This is a genomic window from Geodermatophilus tzadiensis, from assembly GCF_003002915.1.
Classification (GTDB): Bacteria; Actinomycetota; Actinomycetes; order Mycobacteriales; family Geodermatophilaceae; genus Geodermatophilus; species Geodermatophilus tzadiensis.
In genome coordinates this window covers 1-17,762 of record NZ_PVTG01000025.1, presented here as the reverse complement: position 1 = coordinate 17,762, position 17,762 = coordinate 1, and the positions used below count along the sequence as shown (strand labels likewise).

The following is a 17,762-nucleotide window of genomic DNA, read 5'->3' as shown; positions in this document are numbered from 1 at the left end:
TCCTCCCGCCCTGCGGGGCCGAGGCTGCACCGCTGGGACCGGTTGGGGCGAGGACGGCGATGACCCTCCCCACCTCCGTCTGCGTCCCGGCCTGCAACGCGGCGCGGATGATCTCCCAGACCTCCGGTCGGTGTTGGCGCAGGAGCGACGACGTGGAGACGACCATGACCGCAGCCGTGCCGTGGGCGGTGGCTGGCCCGTGCCCGACCACTCGGACGAGCGGCCCAGGCGTGCTGGCCGTCCCCGCCGCGGTGCCGCGTGGTTGACCTCGGCGGGCGGGTCGCTCTGGTCACCGGTGCATCGGCCGGCATCGGACGTCGCCTGACGGAGGGGTTGGCGATCCGAGGCGTCACCGTCGTCGGAGTGGCTCGCGGGGCGGAGCGGTTGACCCGGGCGATGGCCGAGGTCGCTGATGCCACGGGGAAGCGAACCCTCGCGATCCCGGCTGACGTCACGGATCGTGCAGCGGTGGACGCGGCCGTGGCGCGGGCGCAGGAGGAGTGTGGACCGATCGATCTGCTCGTGAACAACGCCGGCCTGATCGACGCGGCGGAGGTCTCGCTTTGGGACGCTGATCCGGACCAGTGGTGGGACGTGGTGGCCAGCCACGTGCGAGGTGCCTTCCTCGTCAGCCGTGCGGTGGTCCCGACGATGGTCGCCCGCCGCAGCGGCACCATCGTCAACCTGGCCAGTGGCTCGGGCTTGCGTGCGAAACCCGAGTACTCGGCGTACTCGGTGGCGAAGACCGGCCTGATGCGGATCACCGAGGCGTTGGCCGGTTCCCTGGCCGGTACCGGTGTGAAGGTGTTCGACCTGGCACCTGGCGTAGTCGAGACCGACATGACCCGGTCGATGGCCGTGTGGCGGGGGAAGACGGACTGGACCGACCCCGAGCTCGTGGTTCAGTGGGTCGTCGCGATGGCGCAGGGACAGCTCGACCAGTGGTCGGGGCGGTTCGTGCATGCCGCTGCCGACCGTGTCGACGTCCTGGCACACGTGGAGGGACTGGGCGGCGACGCCCGGCGACTGCGGCTCCACGAATGGGGATCCGAGGACACCTTCCGACGGTGACGTCCTGCTCGGCCGGTGCGAGGTCCGTCTGCCCCTGTGCAGCGGCCTTACTGCCACGACGGCACCTCCGGCCGGCGGCTCGCGGACGTCTGGCAGCACGCCCGCCCGCGGTCGGCCCGAGCGCTTCACCAGCACGCCGTGGACCATGGGATCGTCTCGGGCTCCGTGAAGACCGCCTCCGTCTTCGCCGGTCAGGTCGGCACCGGGGATGGCCACCTGTTGCGCTGCCCCAGAAGGACTCCGGTGGATAGGACGTCCTCGGCGGCGCACCATCGAGGACCGCGATCAGCCGGTCCCGGCGACGAGGGCGGCGTCACTGTGTGGGGAGCAGCCTGCGCAACGACTGTTGCGGTCGTTGGCGATAACCTGATCAAGCTCGGCCCGGAAGTCGATGGCCGCCACGACGAGCCTCGGGGAGCCGCTGTCCGATGAGGCACCCGGATCCCGTGCGAATCCTGATCTTCTGCGGGGCGAGCGAGTGGGGTGGCGCCGAGATCGCGCTCGGGCACCTGCTGGCCGCGCTGTCCGAACGGTACGAGGTCCGGTTGCTCGGTGTTGACGATGCGGTGCTCGAGCGCCTGGCAGCCCGACGTCCCGGCACAACCTACACCGTGCTGCCCACCGTGCGGGGGCGGTGGGACCTGGCCACAGCCAGGGCGCATCGGCGGGCCATGGCGCGAATCGGAGCGGATCTCGTGCACCTCAACCTCCCCACGCCGTTCGCAGACCCGTACACAGTTCTCGGCGCAACGACACTGCGGCGCACCCCGGCCGTGGCGGTCGTGCACCTACCGATGCCCAGTCCGGGGCCGCGCATCGGCCGGATCGTGCGGTTCACCGCTTCGCGGATCAGCGCCGTGGTGGGGGTCAGCGCCAGATCGGCGCGCCAGCTGGAGCAGATCCTCGGCTTGGCACCGGGCGGGGTCCGTGTCGTCTGGAACGGGGTCCCCGCACCAGGGCCGCCGCTCCCCGGGGCGGCACCCTGGGGTCAGCTTGTCGTCGGGGGCGTCGGCCGGCTGGACCGGCAGAAGGGCTTCGACGTGCTCCTGCGGGCGGTCGCAGGTCTGCCGGCCGCCCACCTCGTGCTCGTCGGGGACGGCCCCGAGCGGGAGGCACTCGAGGAGCTGGCGGCCGACCTCGGTCTGGAGGAACGCGTCACGATGGTCGGGTGGTCCAGCGAGGCCCCCAGGCTCATGCGCTCCTTCGACGTTCTGGCGGTGCCCAGCCGGTGGGAGGGCCTGCCCCTGGTCGTCCTGGAGGCCATGTTGGGAGGTGTTCCGGTCGTCGCGACTCCGGTGGGCGGAGTCCCCGACGCGGTGCGCCACGAGGAGACAGGACTGCTCGTCGCGGTCGAGGACGTCGGGGATCTCACCGCGGCGCTGCATCGGCTAGATGGCGATCCGGCGTTCCGTCGGCGCCTGGCTGCGGAGGCGGCAGCAGAAGCCGGACGGCGCTTCACCGCCGAGGCCATGGTTCGGTCGTACGAGGCGCTCCACGACGAGCTCTTGGCCCGGCGGGCGGAACAGCCCGCATGGCGCCGATGGGGTGGACGGCGGCCGAGGGCAGACCGTAGTACCGACGCTCCGTCGGACGACGAGGTCGCGGCCATCCCCGTGGGTGGTCCCTGGCCGGTGCTGGCACCGCCCCCGGCGCCCGGGGTCGACCGGGCAACCGAGCCCCCCAGCTTCTCGGTCGTCATTGCGGCCTACCAGGCGGAGGCCACCATCGCGGCGGCCGTCGTGTCGGCCCTGGAGCAGACTCATCCGCCGCTGGAGGTCGTGGTCTGCGACGACGGGTCGACCGACGGTACCGCAGACGTGCTGGCAGGCCTCGGGGACGCCGTCCGCGTGGTGCGCCGACCCAACGGGGGGGAGTCGGCCGCCAAGAACACTGCCGTCGCCGCTGCTCGGGGCGACTACGTGGTCGTACTCGACGCTGACGACGTCTTCCACCCGCGTCGGCTGGAGGCCCTGGCCTGGTTCGCGCGGGAGCGGCCGGACCTCGACGTCCTCACCACGGACGCCATCGTGGAGGCCGACGGCGTCCCGGTACGCCGGGCGTACCACTCTGCATGGCGGTTCCCAGCGGACGACCAACGTGCCGCGATCCTGGACCAGAACTTCGTCCTCGGGATGTGTGCGGTGCCCCGCGAGCGATGGCTCGCGGCCGGCGGCTTCGACGAGTCCCTCTCGATCACCGCGGACTGGGAGTTCTGGCAGCGGCTGGTGTTGGACGGTTCCCGGGTGGGACTGGTGGACGTCCCTCTTGCTCGGTACCGCCTGGCGCAGGGCTCCCTCAGCTCGGACCCGGTCCGGATGGCCGAGGCTCGGCTGCGAGTGCTGGACCGCGCCGCCGAACGCACCGACCTCGACCGGCACGATCACGAGGTCATCGCCCGTGCGCGGATCCGCGCGCACGGCGAACGGCGCTGGCGAATGCTCACGCACAGCCTGGACGGGGATGGACAGGACGTGAGGAAGCATGCGCTCGCGGTGCTCGTCGGCCGCGGGGAACGGCTGCGCACCCGACTCGGCGCGCTGCTCGCCGTCGTCGCACCCGACCTTGCCCGACGACGCCGGCTGCGGCGGGTGGGTGACACGGTCGAGATCGCGTCCGGCATCCGCGTGCCCCGACGCACCTGAACGGCGCCCGCCCCGGAGCGACAGTAGGCGATCCCCGGCACGTCACTGGAGGCACGAGGACGGCAGCAGGCTCGCGAACACCGACGAGCCCCTCCCCGCGCCCCTCCATGAGCCGTCGCGTGACAGTGCACCGAGTTTTGACCGACAACGCCAGCAGCCACCGCGTGCACACGGCGGGTGTCCCCCGTCCGACGGCCCGAGATGGCCCGCCGGTCCATCCAGGCCGGCCCCGACCAACAGCAGGCCCGAGCGGTTCAACCGCATCGTGCAGACCGGGTGGCCTCCGCTCTCATGGAGCATCGCAGCGACGAGCGGCCGATGCGCCGGCGCGAGCAGGGATCATGGTCGCGTGTGGAGCGGCGAAGCAGGTCTGACGGGCTGGTCGCACGGTGCCGTACGAAGGAGACCCGGACCCGCACCGACGCGCCCCGACGGGCGGGGTCAGATCGCTGAGCCGACGGAGAGGCCGCCCGATCGATCCGCCGTCAGCGCAGGGGCTCACGAGTTGGACACGTGAACGGACCGTCGCCGGTGATCGTGACCTTCACCTGGGCGATCCCGTACCCCGGCATCGACCATGCCGGCGGGGAGTACGTGCTGCGACACACGTCGGCTCTGGCTGATCGGTGGCCCGTCCTCATGGTGGCGGAGAACTCGGCCGCGAACGACCGGGGGGTGGACGTGCGCCCGCGTCCGGACCGGGTCCGGGTGGCGCTGGTCCGGCCTTACAACCGGTGGACGGTCTCGCAGCTGGCCTGGCGGGTGCGCCGGAAGTCGACGGCCATCACTGCGAGTCGAGCCCTGGCCGACCACATCCGGCACGACGTGACGCTCCAGCAGAGCCTGCGCGAAGCAGGGGTCGTCGAGTTCCAGTGGACCGACACCTTCGGCCTCGCCAGGGTGGTGAGGAGGTACGCCGGCAAGACCCCGTTGGTGGGCATCGCACACGACGTCATCTCCCAGCGCCAGAGCCGCCGGGTCTCGGCTCTCCCCCTGCCGGAGCCGGTGCGACGGGCCTATCGACGCTGGATCCGTGTGCAGGAGCGGCGGGTGCTCTCCCAACTCGATGTCGTGATCACGTTCAGCAACAAGGACGCCTCCTTGGTGCGCCAGCTCGCTCCGGGCGTCGTCACCGAGGTCCTGGCGCCCCCCGTGGCGACGGCCTCTCCCGCACGGACTGGTGCTCGCCCAGTGGGGACGCCGCCGGTCGTGGCCTTCGTCGGGGCGCTGTACCGGCCGGAGAACGACGAGGCCGTGCACTGGTTCCTCCGTGAGGTCTGGCCGCGGGTGCGACGCGATGCAGCCAATGCCCAGTTCCACATCTCCGGTGCCGGTCCGAGTGCCGACCTCGGTCGCAGGACGACCGGCCGGGACGACGTCGTCCTGTGGGGCTATCGCGACGACCTCGATGAGGCGTATCGACAGGCGGATGTCGTGGTCATCCCTCTCCTGCAGGGGGCCGGGGTGAAGTTCAAGACCATCACCGCGCTGTCGTGGGGTGTGCCCGTGGTGACGACGACGGTCGGCGCGGAGGGGATCCCCGAGGCGGCGGAGGGCGCAGCCATCGCGGACGACCCTGCCGTGTTCGCCGAGGAGGTGCTCCGTGCTCTCCGCGGGGGTGTCGAGGCGGAGCGGCGCGCGCACGTCACGGACATCGTGCAGGAACGGTACTCGGAAGCGGCGTTCGTCCGGAGGCTGCAGGAGCTCTATGACGGCCTGATGCGCCAGGCCTCGACCGGGGACCACGGGGATTGACCCCGATGTCGCTGCTTGCGGGGGACGCCGGGGAACGGGACGTCGGGGAACGGGACCTCGCGGCGGGTCCCGACCCATGACGCGATCGGACCCCCGTCCTGCGGCCCCAGCCGATCGGCTGCGCGCCGCGGACTGCAGTGGGTCGCGGGAAGGAAGCCAGGTCCGTCGTCTCGTTCTGGAGCCCCGTCCTGCTCGCGTACTCCTGTCGCCCTCCCGACAGCGTGGTCGCCATGGTCACGGCCTGATCGGCATGGCGACGGAGCTGGGCGATCTCCGGCCGTCCACGGCCTTGGTGCAGGCGACGTCCGCCACCCCACAGCGGGAGTCGGACCTCTTCTCGTCGGAGGGGCGCAACTCAGACCCGGCGTCCCGCTTCGAGCCGGTACTTCACCCCGCACGAGGGGCACTGCTCGTAGGTCCGGCGACGCTCGCGCCACCAGGGATTGACCAGAGCCAGCCCCCGCCGAGGCAGTCGCGACTCGAAGACCGGGAGACCGCTGGTCCCGCAGATGTCGCACCGGGCGTCGCTGAAGCCGATCTGTCGCCGTCTGCGACCGGACACGAGCTGAGGATGGCATGGAAGCGGCGCCGCGTTGCGAGTTCCAGTCGGGGTCGACGTCGAACGGGACGCCCGGCCGACGTGCGGCCGCACCGTCGGACTCGCCCACCACGTATGTGCAGCCGGTCGCCGCCGTCCGCACGTGCGCAGCCTGCGGGGCGCCGGGCGGCTGTTTCGCCGGTGCGTCGCAGTCCGATCGGGGACGGACCGTGGCAGGTGGACCGCCCCGTGTCCGGAGTTGAGCCGTTCCGTCGCCGGGCGGACGGAGTCATGGGACGACCCGTCGTGGTGGCCCACAGGGACCTGCAGCGTGGCAGGCTCCGCTGGTCACTCGTGGGCGGGTCCGGTCGAGACGGTGTCGGTGAGTGACCGATCGGTCCCGTGCAGGAGGGCCGTCGGTCCACTGCTCTCGATCGGGACCGTGAAGTGAGCCTGAGCACTGCCCGCGCTGCCGGAGATGGGGTGTGATGTCGCAGCTCGCGATCGTGATCGTGAACTACAGGTCGGCGGACATCCTCCGCGGGTGCCTAACGACAGTGCCTCCGACGTCGGAGGTGGCACGCATCGTGGTCGTCAACAACGACCTCGACAGCGAACACGAGAGGACGCAGCTCGCCGACATCGCACGCGATGACGGGCGCGTCAGCGTCCTCCAGTCCCCGTGCAACGCGGGATTCGGTGCAGGCGTGAACCGAGGGGTCCACGAGGCGCAGCGGTTGGGTTGCGACAGCGTGTGGATCCTCAACCCGGACGTCGAGGTCCGCGAGGGCTGCCTGACCCACCTCCTGAAGGTGCTCGAGCAGCACCCCGATGCCCTCGTCTCTCCGGCCATCACGTCCGGCCGGCCGCCCGACGAACAGGTCTGGTTCAGCGGAGGTCGCCTGGATGCGCGGCGCGGTCGTGCGGAGCACCTCGGGTACCGGGAGCGGACGGAGACGCTGGACGAGGTCACACGACCGGCGAGCTTCCTCACCGGCACGGCGTTGATGACGCGCGTTGACACCTTTCAACGCCTCGGCGGCTTCCGGGAGGATCTGTTCCTCTACTGGGAGGACGTGGACCTCAGCATGCGGGCCGCGCAACTGGGGATCCCGATGCTGGTGGTCGGAGGTGCCCGGCTGTGGCACGAGCAGGGCGGATCGGTCGATGACCGGTCGGACAAGTTCTTCTTCTACGTGCAGCGGAACCGGCTCGTGGTCAGCTGGTCCACGGCTCACCGGGGCCTCGTGGCCATGCTGATCGGCCCGGGGCTGCTCGAGACCGCGCGGCTGTTGGGGAGGCCGCTGCTCAGGGAGCGGCGCTACCGGCTGAAGAAGTGCAAGCGTTCGGTTCAGGGCCTATTGGCCGGCATCGTCGCTGTCAGGCGGCTCCAACGAGATCCGGGAGCATCGGTCGGAGGTCCAGTTTGACCGCCGCCGTCGATCTGGTCTTCGACGCGAGATCGGCTGTGGCCAGCCGGCACTCCGGATGGGAGCGCTACAGCCGCAGCCTGCGCTTCGCACTGCACGATCAGCTCCGGATCGCCGACTACGTCGGTCCGCGATGGCGCGGGGAGGTGGTCCTGCCCGCAGTCAACATGGTCCAGCCCTCGATCCTCCTGCGGAGGCACGCCGGGACGCCGGTGCACTACCCGACCTTTCCACCGCCGCCGACGGTCAGCCGTGCGCTAGGGCGCCGGTTGGTGTACACGCTCCACGACCTGACCTGGTGGAGATATCCCGAAACGGCCTCGCGGCTCGGTGGAGCGGTGTATCGCAAGTGGGCCGAGACAGCGGTGCGACGCGCCACCATCCTCACCGTGAGCCAGGCCGTGGCACGGGAGGTCCAGTCCTGCTTCGACGTCCCGGCCGACCGTCTCTTCGTCGCGTCGCTGGCCTCTGATCTGCCGATCTGCGAACCCGGCCGGCGGCCAGGGAGGGACCGTCCATACCTCCTCTCGGTGGCGGCGATCGAGCCGCGGAAGAACATCGGTCGTCTCCTGGAGGCCTTCCGGATGTCCGGCCTGGCGGAGAGTCACGACCTCGTACTCGTCGGGAGGAGGGCCTGGGGTCAGATGCCAGCGGGGACCTCATTGCTCTCGGACGTCGACGACGACATGCTGGCGGGGCTCTACGCCGGGGCATCGGCGACGGCCCTGGTCTCCCTCTACGAGGGGTTCGGGCTTCCCATCCTCGAGTCGCTCGCACAGGGGACACCGGTCGTGTGTTCGGACCTCGAGGTCTTCCGGGAGGTGTCGCATGGAGCGGGGATATTCGTCGACCCCCTGGATCCCGAGAGCATCGCTCAGGGGCTACGGACGGCGGCGGCAGGTGGATCTCCACCTGCGTCCGCGGTCATGGCTGCCCGCACGAGGAGCTGGGCCGACACGGCGCGACAGGCCTGCGCTGCCTATGCCAGTGCCAGGGTCGAGGGCTGACTCTCCGGTTCGCCGCCAGCGGGTGGGCTACTTCGACGTGTCCCTCATGACCCCGCGGGCCGCGTACGAGACCGTGCTGCGGTGGGGGGCGGCGGGCCAGTCGGCACGTCTCGTGGTGACGCCCAACCTGTCCATGTACTCCGTGTGGGAGCGGCATCCGGACTTCCGTCGTGCCTGTGCACGGGCCAACCTCGTGCTGGCTGACGGGTGGCCGATTGCGGTCGTGGGCAGCATCGCGGCGCGACGAGTGGTCCCTCGCGTCACCGGGAGCGACCTCCTCAAGAACTTGGTAGCCGGTGCCGCCGAGGGGCAGGTCCGCATCGGCATCATCGGAGGTCAGGGTCCCGCTGAGGCGGTCCGACGTTGTCGCCTCACTCACCCCGGAGTGGACATGCGGGTCATCGACGACGCCTATCACGAATCACTCTCCGAGTCGCTGGCTGAGCACCTCGCGAGACGTGCTCACCAGGAAGGCGTCGACATCCTCGTCCTGGCCTACGGCGCGCCCCGGCAGGAGGTCTTCGGGATGCGCTTGGCGCGCCACCTACCGCACGGGGTGATCCTCTGCCTCGGGGGTGCCGTCGACTTCCTGAGCGGTCATCAGAGACGGGCGCCGGTCATCGTGCGCAGGTTGTGCCTGGAGGGCATCTGGCGCATGGCGCTCGACCCTCGTCGGGTGCTGCCGAGATACGTCCTGCCCGCAGGCGCCTTCGCGCGGTCCCTGGTGGAGCAGACGCGGCCGCGCTGGTTGTCGAGCAAGCCGGCCTGAGCGGCATCGTGAGCGCCCGCCTGCCTGTCCCGAGCGGCGGGTGCGAGGCACCCGAGCGGGGGCGGGCCGGCCGTCAAGTGCTGGCCGGTGAGGCGGGTGTGCACTGATCGGCCGGACCCGTCCGGGGCACCGCCCGGCCCTCCGGTGAATCCCGGCCAACGCCAGCGCGAGGGAACGTGCGCTCGGCCAGTCCGCGGACCGGATCTCCCGCGGCGACCAGTCCCGCCGTCAGGAAGGGGAAGAAACCCGCATTGAAGGTCAGGACGTTCTCACTGATGAAGGCGGTCACCGCCTGTACCAGGAGGACCGTCGCCCCAATCGCAGCCAGCGGCTGGTTGCGCACGGCCAGATGGCACAGCCAGAGGACCAGGAAGCTCACCATCATGCCGATCAACCAGCCGGTCTGGGTCAGGACGGCGACGTAGGCGTTCTCTGCCGTGACCGCCTCGGCATAGGTGTTGAGGGCGGCCGATCCCCCGGTGCCCCATCCGTGCCCGAAGAACGGGAAGTTCTGGAACAGCTGCAAGCTGTACTCGAGGGCCGAGTGGTGTCCCAGGGTCGACGCGTCGTCGCCGCTCAGGATGCCACCGAGGTAGTCGCCCAGAGGTCGGATCGCCGCACTGGCGATCACGATCGCGACCACGATGGCTGCCATCCTGAGCAGCGCCCGGCCGACGCCGTACTGGACAGCGGCCAGCGCGGTGACCCCGGCCGCGGCCAGCAGCCAGCCGTTCCTGGTGAAGCTGAGCAGCAACGCCGCCGTGATCGGCAGGGTCACGAGAAGGGGGTGTCGCAGCGCCGACCGGTACGCCACGGCGAGGACGAGAGCGCCACCGAGCATCTCGCCGGCCGACAGCGGGTCGCCGAACGTGCCGGTCAACCGGGGGAAGCCCGCGGACGTGAAGAAGTTGCCCGGGAGGTCGGTCAGGGGGTCGACGAACAGGGGCTGGTCCTTGACCTCGACCCAGTACCGCCCCACGCCGACCGTCTCGGAGACGAAGGACCGTGGGAGGGCCAGCTCGACCAGGGCGTAGACCGCACCGATCAACACCACGTAGACGGACGCCACAGCGACACGCCGCCGCTCGTCCCGGCTGAGCAGGGCCACGCAGCCCAGCGACAGGACGGGTAACGAAGCACCTCGCATAGCTGCCAGCTGCACCGCCAGGGGAGCGGGCGAATCGAAGAGCACGTACACCACGCCGCCGAGCGTGAGGAAGGCGCCGACGAGGAGCGGGACCGCCCAGCTCTGCCGCCTCTCCTGCATGGCCCTGAGCGCCAGGACGGCCAAGAGGGTCCAGGCGAGCAGGTCCTTGGCGCCGATCATGGGCCGGATCAGTGAGCTCGGGACCCCCGCGACGTGGGCCATGGCGAACACGTGTGAGCTGAAGACGATGGTGGCGGTGATGAAGGTGAGAGCGACCGCCGGTCGCCTGTGACACACCTGCAGCCAGCCGGCGACGACGAGGAGCCCGACGGCGGCCGCGCCGAGGAGGGGTTGGAGGACGAGCCCCATCGCGAGCGTCGTGGCGATCACCGCAGTGAGGACCAGCCACGCCGCACCCCGGCCTCGCACGGCCATCCCGTGTCCCATCGTGGCAAGCGTATCGCCGGGACGGCTGCGCGAGCCCGGTCCGAGCTCCGCCGATCCTCGCCGGGACACCGTGCCGCACTCGCTCGGGTGGCCTCTGCAGTGCAGCGGCTGTGAGGACCGCTGGCCCAGGACGGCGGCATCATGAGCACATGGCCTGGTGGAGTGCGGAGGGGCAGACCGAGGACCAGCCTGGTCAGCGCTCATCGATCAGTCGCCGCCGCTTGTTCGTGCGGGGAGGGGTCGTCGGTGCGGGCGGTGTGCTCGCGGCCAGTGCGGTCGCTGCCGGGTTGGACAGCCGGGTCCGTGACGATCCCGGCCCGGGGGAGCCCGTGAACCAGGGCCTGGCGGTGACCGCCCCCGAACCGTCGGGCGAGGACGACTCGGCGACGCTCGCCGCGCTGTGTGTGGGGCGGCGGGACGTCCACCTCCGGAGTGGTGCCACGTACGTCATCGCTGCCCGCGACGCCATCAGTCAAACGGGGTTCACGGGTCGGATCGTCGGGAACGGGGCCACGCTCAAGTTCACCTACACTGGGCCGTGGTCGGAGAGCTACTCCGCCATCAACGGGCTCCACGACGTCACATTACGTGATCTCTCCATTACGGCACCCGACGCGAACCTGTTCTCCATCTTCCGTGACTGCACCAACCTGCACCTCGACCATGTGACGGTGTACGCGTGCTCGCCGAAGTTGACCTATGCACTCCCCAAGGACTTCTCGGCGCACCGGATTCGGTGGATCTCCGAGGGAGATGACCCGTCAGTCATTGATGGGTCGTTGTATGTACCGGACGCCGGTCGGTTCTCCCTCACCGACTTCGACTACGACGCCACCTTCACCGGCCGGACAGGCGCGATCGTGTCGGCTGTCGCCACGAGGACCGCTCCAGGCGCCACCGTCTACGTCGCGAACGGCCGAGCCTTCACCGCGGACCGGCCCGGGCACAGTGCGGATGGATTCATCGACATCGAGCCGATCGGGGACGCCTCGTTCGACAACGTCACGGTCCGGGACGTCGTCCTGTACAACACCAGTTGCTATCTGACCGGGGCCCGCAACGTCACGGTGGACAACTGCACCTTCGTCTACACGGCGAACAACTCCAGCGGCCGGGCCATCCCGTTCGTCGTCTACAACCACAACGAGGTCAAGCCGCCCCTGGGAGCGCTCCACGTCAGGAACTGCCGGGTCGAGTGGACCGCCGGCAATCCGGCCGACCAGACGATCGGCGTCATGACCTACCAGTCGCATCCCGGGGCCGTGGTCAGGTTCACCGACAACAGTTATCACTTCAGCCCCGCCGTAGGGCAGGTCGTGCAGGACCTCTACTGGGTCAAGGACGGCGCTCCGGCGATCATGTCGATCCACGGTGACGCGATCCTCGAGGCAGGCGACATTGCGCACTCGCAGGCGCTGATCCGGACGGATTCGACGGTGCGTCGACTCCTGGTCCGGGAGATGTCGGTCAGCGGGACCTTCGCGCAGAAGTTGCAGGCGGGGGCCGACGGCGGAGGCGGCGAGGGCGACCTCGTGGTCTTCGAGAGCAACGACTTCACGGGGGCCACGTTCACCGGCGCCGATTCCGTCGCCTCGGGTGTCACGCTGAGGCGCCGGCACTCAACCGACAACGCCGGGATCGAGTACTGACTCCATCACCTGCTCTGCGCCGCGTCGCACACGGGCAGCAGGACCAAGCACACCGTCGATCGGTTGATGCGTCCCTCGCCCGGCAGCACGAACGCGGACGACCGGACGACGCGGGCAGGGAGGCTGGACGGAGCCGAGCACCGGTCCTGGTACGCCTGCCCTCCGACGACGAGATCCCCACTTTGTGGGCAGCGGACGGTGCCGCGGCCCGGTCAGGCGAGGATCCAGAGCTCCCGGTGACCGCCTTCGGGGACGCGTACCACCGCGACGGGGGACTTGCCGCAGTTCGCGGGTCACCACATCGCACGGCGATGACCTAGGGTCCCCGATTCGGATCCCCTGCGATGACGGATGGCGCAGCGGACGGATTGGAGCGACATGGACCTCCGACAAGTGCTCACCGCGCTCCGCTCAGGGTGGTGGTTGCTCGTCGTCGGCATGCTCTCCGGCGGAGCTGCCGGGCTGGGGGGGAGCCTGCTCCAGACTCCGGTGTACGAGTCCTCCACACAGTTCTTCGTCTCGAGCACGGAGTCTGCGTCGACGTCGGATGCGTACCAGGGCAGCCAGTTCTCCCAGGAGAGGGTCGAGTCCTACGTCCGGCTCCTCACCGGCGACGAGCTGGCCGGACGGATCGTCGCCGGCCTCGCTCTGGACATGGAACCCGACGAGCTCGTGCAGCGGATATCGGCGACCGCGGCCTCGAACACCGTGTTGATCGACGTCTCGGTCACGGACTCGTCGGCGGGACAGGCGCAGCGCCTTGCGGAGGCGGTCGGACAGGAGTTCCCCCGACTGGTGACCGAGTTGGAGACCCCCGACGGCGGAGGGCGGTCACCGGTGAAGGTGACGGTCACAGAGCGTCCCGAGGAGCCGGTCACCCCGGTGTCACCGCGGCCGCGTCGCAACGCCGCCCTGGGGCTGGCCATCGGACTGTTGGCCGGCATCGGTCTCGCGATCACTCGCGCGCGTCTGGATCGGACCGTCAAGGACCCGCATGAGACGGCAGAGCTCGTGGGCGCCCCTGTGATCGGCGCAGTCGTCCGTGACGACGACCTCAAGAGGAGGCACGTCGCCGACCGCCGCGGGAACAGTCGGACGGCGGAGGACTACCGGCAGCTGCGGACCAATCTCCAGTTCCTCAAGGTCGACGCGCCACCGAGAGTGATCATGGTGTCCAGCGCGATGCCGTCGGAGGGCAAGACGACCGCCGTCGTCAACCTGGCTCTGGCGCTCGCCGCCGCCGGGCAGCGGGTGACCGCGGTCGACGCCGACCTGCGGCAGCCGGAGGTGACGACCTACCTCGGTCTTTCCGGAGGTGTCGGGCTGACCAACGTCCTCGCGGGTACCGCGGACGTCGACGACGTCAAGCAGCTGTACGTCGAGCGCCTGTCGGTGATCGCCGCCGGTCCCACACCACCGAACCCCGGTGAGATGCTCGCCTCGAGCAACATGGCGAGGCTCATCGAGAAGCTCCGCAAGACCAACGACTACGTCATCATCGACGTGCCTCCGATCCTCCCAGTGGCGGACGCCATCGGGCTCGCGCCCAAGGTGGACGGCGTCCTCCTGTCCGTCCGATACGGCAGCACGCGGAAGGACCAGCTGCAGCAGGCTGCGGCCACGCTGTCGCGGGTGGGGGCCACGACGCTCGGCGCAATCCTCAACATCCTCCCGCCGCAGGACGAGGTGGCCACCGCGTACGGCTACGGCTACGGCGCCGAGAGGGGGCGGGTGGAGGATCCGCGGGACGGAGCCGTCCCTCAGCGGACGTTCTGGCGGGTCAAGTCGAGCAGTCGGCACGCGCGGCCCCGTCGGATGTTCGCCACGGAACAGGAAGGCTGACTCCTGGCACCGACCAGCACGCGCCGGGAGGTGAGGTCGTCGGCTACCCAGGATGTCCCCGCGCGAGACGACCTACGCCGAGCGGGCGCCAGGAGCGCTCTCTGGCAGGGGCTCGCATTCGCGCTGTCGAAGGCGGCCGTTCTCGTCACGACCGTCGTCCTCGCCCGACTTCTCGCACCGGAGCAGTACGGCCTGGTCGCCCTCGCCCTGGTGTTCGTCGCGTATGCCCAGACCGTGGCGGACGCGGGGGTGGCCCAGGCGCTCGTGTACCTCCCCCGGAGTTCTCCGACCGTCCGTGCGGCGATGTCGTGCGCCCTGCTGGTCGGAGTGCTCCTCGTGGCCGTCGCGATGGTGTCCGCGCCGCTGGTCGCCGCGTTCTTCCAGCGTCCGGACGTCGAACCCCTGGTTCGGTTGTGTGCCGTCTCGCTGCTCGCGTCCTCGCTCGGTTCCGTGCCGGATGCCCTGCTCCGCCGTGACCTGCTCTTCTCCCGGATCACCGTGGCGAGGGTCGTCAGCGCGGTGGCCACGGGGGCGACCTCCATCGGGCTGGCTGCGGCGGGCGCCGGGCCCTGGGCGATCGCATGGGGCGCTGTCGTCGGCAGCACGGTCGCCACCGTGGTCTCGTGGATCGTCCTCCCCGTGCGCCCCGACGCCCTGCTGTGGCGCACCACCCGGTCAGACGTCCGTGCTGTCCTGGCCTACGGCATCCCGGTGGCCGGTGCGTCCCTCCTCGGGAAGTTCGTCTTCGACGCCGACTACCTCGTCATCGGCAGACAGCTGGGCGCCGAACAGTTGGCGTACTACACGTTCGCGTTCAAGCTCCCTGAACTGGTCATCCTCAACGTCTTCTTCGTCCTCCTGTCCGTGACGTTCCCGTTGTTCACGCACGCTCGATCCGATCCGGAACGACTGCGTCGCGGCTATCTGTTCAGCATCAGGTTGCAGTCGCTCTACGGGGTCGCAGCTGGTGTGGGCCTCGCGGTGACGGCTCCCCTGGCCGTCCGCGTGCTCTTCGGGGAGGCCTGGGCTCCTGCGGCCGGGGCTCTCACCGCTCTTGCCCTGTACGCGGCGCTGCGAACGATCGGCGGTGGGGCCAACGAGGTCTACAAGGCCCTCGGGCGTCCCGGTATCCCGCTCGTGATCTCGGTGATCCGCCTGGTCGTCCTCGTGCCGGTCCTCCTCTTCGCGACGAGGTGGGGCATCGACGGTGTGGCCTGGGCCCAGGTGGTCCTCGCTGCGGTGTTCGCCATCGCCATGCAGGCCGTGGCCCTCCACGTGCTGCAGTTGGACGCACGGCGCCTGCTCTCCGCCCTGGCGCCCGCGGCTTCGGTGGCTCCTGCCGTCGCCGTGGTGGCGGGACTCCTCGCCCACCTGCCGCTGCCGCCGGCACTCACTCTCGTCGTGGCGGTCACCGGCGGAGGCGCTGCGGCGGTTGCCGTCCTGTTGGTCGCCCAACCGGCCCTGGTCAAGGACGTCATCGGCCTCCTGTGCCGGCGCTCGGTGACCACCTGAGCCGCGACCGCGTCCCACAGCTCCGGAGTCGATTAACGTGACGCTCCCATCCGACCGGTGACCAGACGATCGGAGTCCCATGGGCTCTGCGCCCCCGAGTGACGATCCGGGGAGCCGTCCTCGACTGCTGTCGGTCGTGGCGCGCCGGCCGCTCAAGACCGCAGCGCAGTCCCCTCCGCTCCCACTGCACCTATGGCGGAGGCTGGACTGGCGCCTCCTGCTGCCCGCACTGGGCTCCGGACCGGTGGTCCTCGCCGGCCGCCCGGACGAGGAACTGCGCTCAGCACTACCGCTGCTGGGTCGCCCCGTCCACCACGTGGTGTCGGATCGGGACTGGGAGGCCGTGAGAGGGACCGCGAGCCTGGTCGTCCTCGTCGACCCGCCATCGAAGGACCTGGAGCGAGCAGCAGCGGCATGCCGTTCCGGAGCCTCGGTCTACGCCGAAGTGCGCCGATCCCTGCGCCGACTGGCGGGCCCGCGGACGCTGACGGGGTGGCGGCGGGCCTTTGCGGAGGCTGGGCTGGCGGATGTCAGGGTGAACTGGCATGCCCGCACGATCGCCAGGTCGGCCAGGATCATCCCGGTCGAGGCCCACGGTGCGGTGCGTCACGCCCTCGACCAGCACCAGGGCAACCGCTTCAGGCGCATCCTGGCCGTGACGACCCGTGCCGCCGTGGGGACGGGTCTGCTCCCCGCGCTCATCGCCGAGGGGAGCGTGGTCGGCCGCCTCCCGGAGGTGCTGCCGGGAGGCGGGACGAACCTCGTCGAGCGGATCCTGGTCGAGAACCTCGACCGGCTGGACCTGGGCGCGGTGGGGCTGGGGACAGCGCTGGAGACGGCGTTCCTGACACCTCGGTTCGTGACCTCCCGGCACGTGGTGGTCCTGGTGTACGCCAAGGGGGAGAGTCGGCCTCGACTGGTGGTCAAGGTGCCGCGTCAGCCCGGGGACAGCCAGGGCGTCCGCCGCGAGGCCGACATGCTGCTGCGCCTCGCCGCTCACCTCGACCCCAATCGGCTGCGCGTTCCTGCGGTCCTCGGAACGGTGGCGTGCGACGGGCTGACCTTGCTGGCGGAGTCGGCGGTCCGAGGCACCGTACTGAGCCCCCCACAGGCCCGCCGCCACTTCCGGACCGTTCTGGCGGCGGGCACCTCGTTCATCGATGCGCTCCCCGTCGTCCGTCCCGCTGAGAGCAACACCGACTGGTACGTCCAGGCGGTCGAGCGACCCCTCGCGCGGCTGACCGAGCTCGCACCACTGGACGGGGAGACAGCCGTCCTCTGCGCCCGCACCCACGAGTTGCTGGCGCCGCTCCGGTCGGTGCCGTTGCCGGCGATCTTCGAGCACGGCGACCTGGCGTTCCCGAACCTCTACTTCGGAGCCCGGGACTCCAGCCTCGGGGTCGTCGACTGGGAGCGCTCGACGACGGAGGGCGTGCCCGGTCACGATCTGGTCTTCTTCCTCCAGTTCCTCAGCGAGTCCAGGTGGTCTGCCTCCACCTGGTCCGCACAGGTGGCGGCCTTCCGGGCCGCCTTCGTCGGCCCCGACGCCTGGGCGGTGCCGGTCCTCCGCGAGCACCTCCGGCACCGGGGAGTAGATCCGAGGTCGTGGGGACGGCTCGTGGTCATGACCTGGGCCCGTACAGCTGCCACGCTGGTCGATCGGCTCCTGCTGGACCCAAGCGGCAACGGCCTCCGCCCGTCGGCGGCCGTGGATGCGGCGGTCCGCTTGGAGCGCGAGACGAGGCTCTGGCGCCTCGCCGTGGAGTCCGCCGGACGTGGCGAACTGGGGGATTGAGCGGGTCCCCGGCCCTGCGGTCCGGCCGCCTGAGATGCTCCTATGCCTCGTCAAGCGGTCAGTACGTGGTGGATCTCGCGGGCGATGTAGCGCTTGAGGCAGCGGATGATCTCGAGGTTGCTCAGGCCTTCGGCTCGTCGGCGGGCGGCGTAGTCCTG

General features: G+C 70.4%; 11 protein-coding genes. 10 read left to right on the top strand and 1 reads right to left on the bottom strand.

Translation table 11 applies throughout. The features are described 5' to 3' along the window. The first annotated feature begins 258 nt into the window (after positions 1–258). From LY71_RS22470 to LY71_RS22445, 6 genes are all read left to right on the top strand, one after another. Complete coding sequence (locus tag LY71_RS22470; protein ID WP_106282042.1) at positions 259–1,071, top strand: SDR family oxidoreductase; 813 nt, start codon at positions 259–261, stop codon at positions 1,069–1,071. 446 nt (positions 1,072–1,517) lie between these two features. Beyond that, positions 1,518–3,713 carry a glycosyltransferase gene (locus tag LY71_RS22465; protein ID WP_245888241.1) on the top strand — a complete coding sequence of 732 codons (2,196 nt, stop codon included), beginning with the start codon at positions 1,518–1,520 and terminating at the stop codon, positions 3,711–3,713. 531 nt (positions 3,714–4,244) lie between these two features. Continuing rightward, positions 4,245–5,468 carry a glycosyltransferase gene (locus LY71_RS22460; RefSeq protein ID WP_106282037.1) on the top strand — a complete coding sequence of 408 codons (1,224 nt, stop codon included), beginning with the start codon at positions 4,245–4,247 and terminating at the stop codon, positions 5,466–5,468. Positions 5,469–6,494: 1,026 nt separating this feature from the next. Further along, positions 6,495–7,436 (top strand): glycosyltransferase family 2 protein, encoded by a 942-nt coding sequence (locus LY71_RS22455; protein ID WP_170121455.1) that lies wholly within the window; start codon positions 6,495–6,497, stop codon positions 7,434–7,436. Further along, positions 7,433–8,443, top strand: a complete 1,011-nt coding sequence (locus tag LY71_RS22450) for a glycosyltransferase family 4 protein (RefSeq protein ID WP_106282033.1) — start codon at positions 7,433–7,435, stop codon at positions 8,441–8,443. Before LY71_RS22455 ends, LY71_RS22450 begins: the two co-directional genes overlap by 4 nt. 22 nt (positions 8,444–8,465) lie before the next feature. After that, on the top strand, positions 8,466–9,212 hold the full coding sequence (locus LY71_RS22445; protein WP_170121454.1) for a WecB/TagA/CpsF family glycosyltransferase: 747 nt from the start codon (positions 8,466–8,468) through the stop codon (positions 9,210–9,212). A gap of 73 nt (positions 9,213–9,285) precedes the next feature. Here the strand turns inward: LY71_RS22445 and LY71_RS22440 are convergent, their stop codons facing one another. Beyond that, on the bottom strand, positions 9,286–10,749 hold the full coding sequence (locus LY71_RS22440) for an O-antigen ligase family protein (protein WP_170121453.1): 1,464 nt from the start codon (positions 10,747–10,749) through the stop codon (positions 9,286–9,288). Positions 10,750–10,955: 206 nt separating this feature from the next. Here LY71_RS22440 and LY71_RS22435 point away from each other — a divergent pair, with 206 nt between their 5' ends. The 4 genes from LY71_RS22435 to LY71_RS22420 all read left to right on the top strand — a co-directional run bounded on the left by LY71_RS22435 (position 10,956) and on the right by LY71_RS22420 (position 17,604). Further along, positions 10,956–12,455, top strand: coding sequence for a hypothetical protein (locus tag LY71_RS22435; RefSeq protein WP_106282027.1), 1,500 nt, complete (start codon positions 10,956–10,958; stop codon positions 12,453–12,455). A 378-nt stretch (positions 12,456–12,833) separates the two neighbouring features. Continuing rightward, positions 12,834–14,297 carry a tyrosine-protein kinase domain-containing protein gene (locus tag LY71_RS22430; protein ID WP_170121452.1) on the top strand — a complete coding sequence of 488 codons (1,464 nt, stop codon included), beginning with the start codon at positions 12,834–12,836 and terminating at the stop codon, positions 14,295–14,297. 30 nt (positions 14,298–14,327) lie between these two features. After that, positions 14,328–15,809, top strand: a complete 1,482-nt coding sequence (locus tag LY71_RS22425; protein ID WP_170121451.1) for a lipopolysaccharide biosynthesis protein — start codon at positions 14,328–14,330, stop codon at positions 15,807–15,809. 244 nt (positions 15,810–16,053) lie between these two features. Further along, a complete protein-coding gene (locus LY71_RS22420; RefSeq protein WP_106282020.1) occupies positions 16,054–17,604 on the top strand; it encodes an aminoglycoside phosphotransferase family protein in 1,551 nt (516 codons plus the stop codon). The last annotated feature ends 158 nt before the right edge of the window (positions 17,605–17,762 follow it).

What these genes read in the sequence shown, in the direction of transcription:
- LY71_RS22455 (WP_170121455.1), top strand. Translation starts at nt 6,495, where the DNA reads ATGTCGCAGCTCGCGATCGTGATCGTGAACTACAGGTCGGCGGACATC.
- LY71_RS22435 (WP_106282027.1), top strand. Translation starts at nt 10,956, where the DNA reads ATGGCCTGGTGGAGTGCGGAGGGGCAGACCGAGGACCAGCCTGGTCAG.
- LY71_RS22430 (WP_170121452.1), top strand. Translation starts at nt 12,834, where the DNA reads ATGGACCTCCGACAAGTGCTCACCGCGCTCCGCTCAGGGTGGTGGTTG.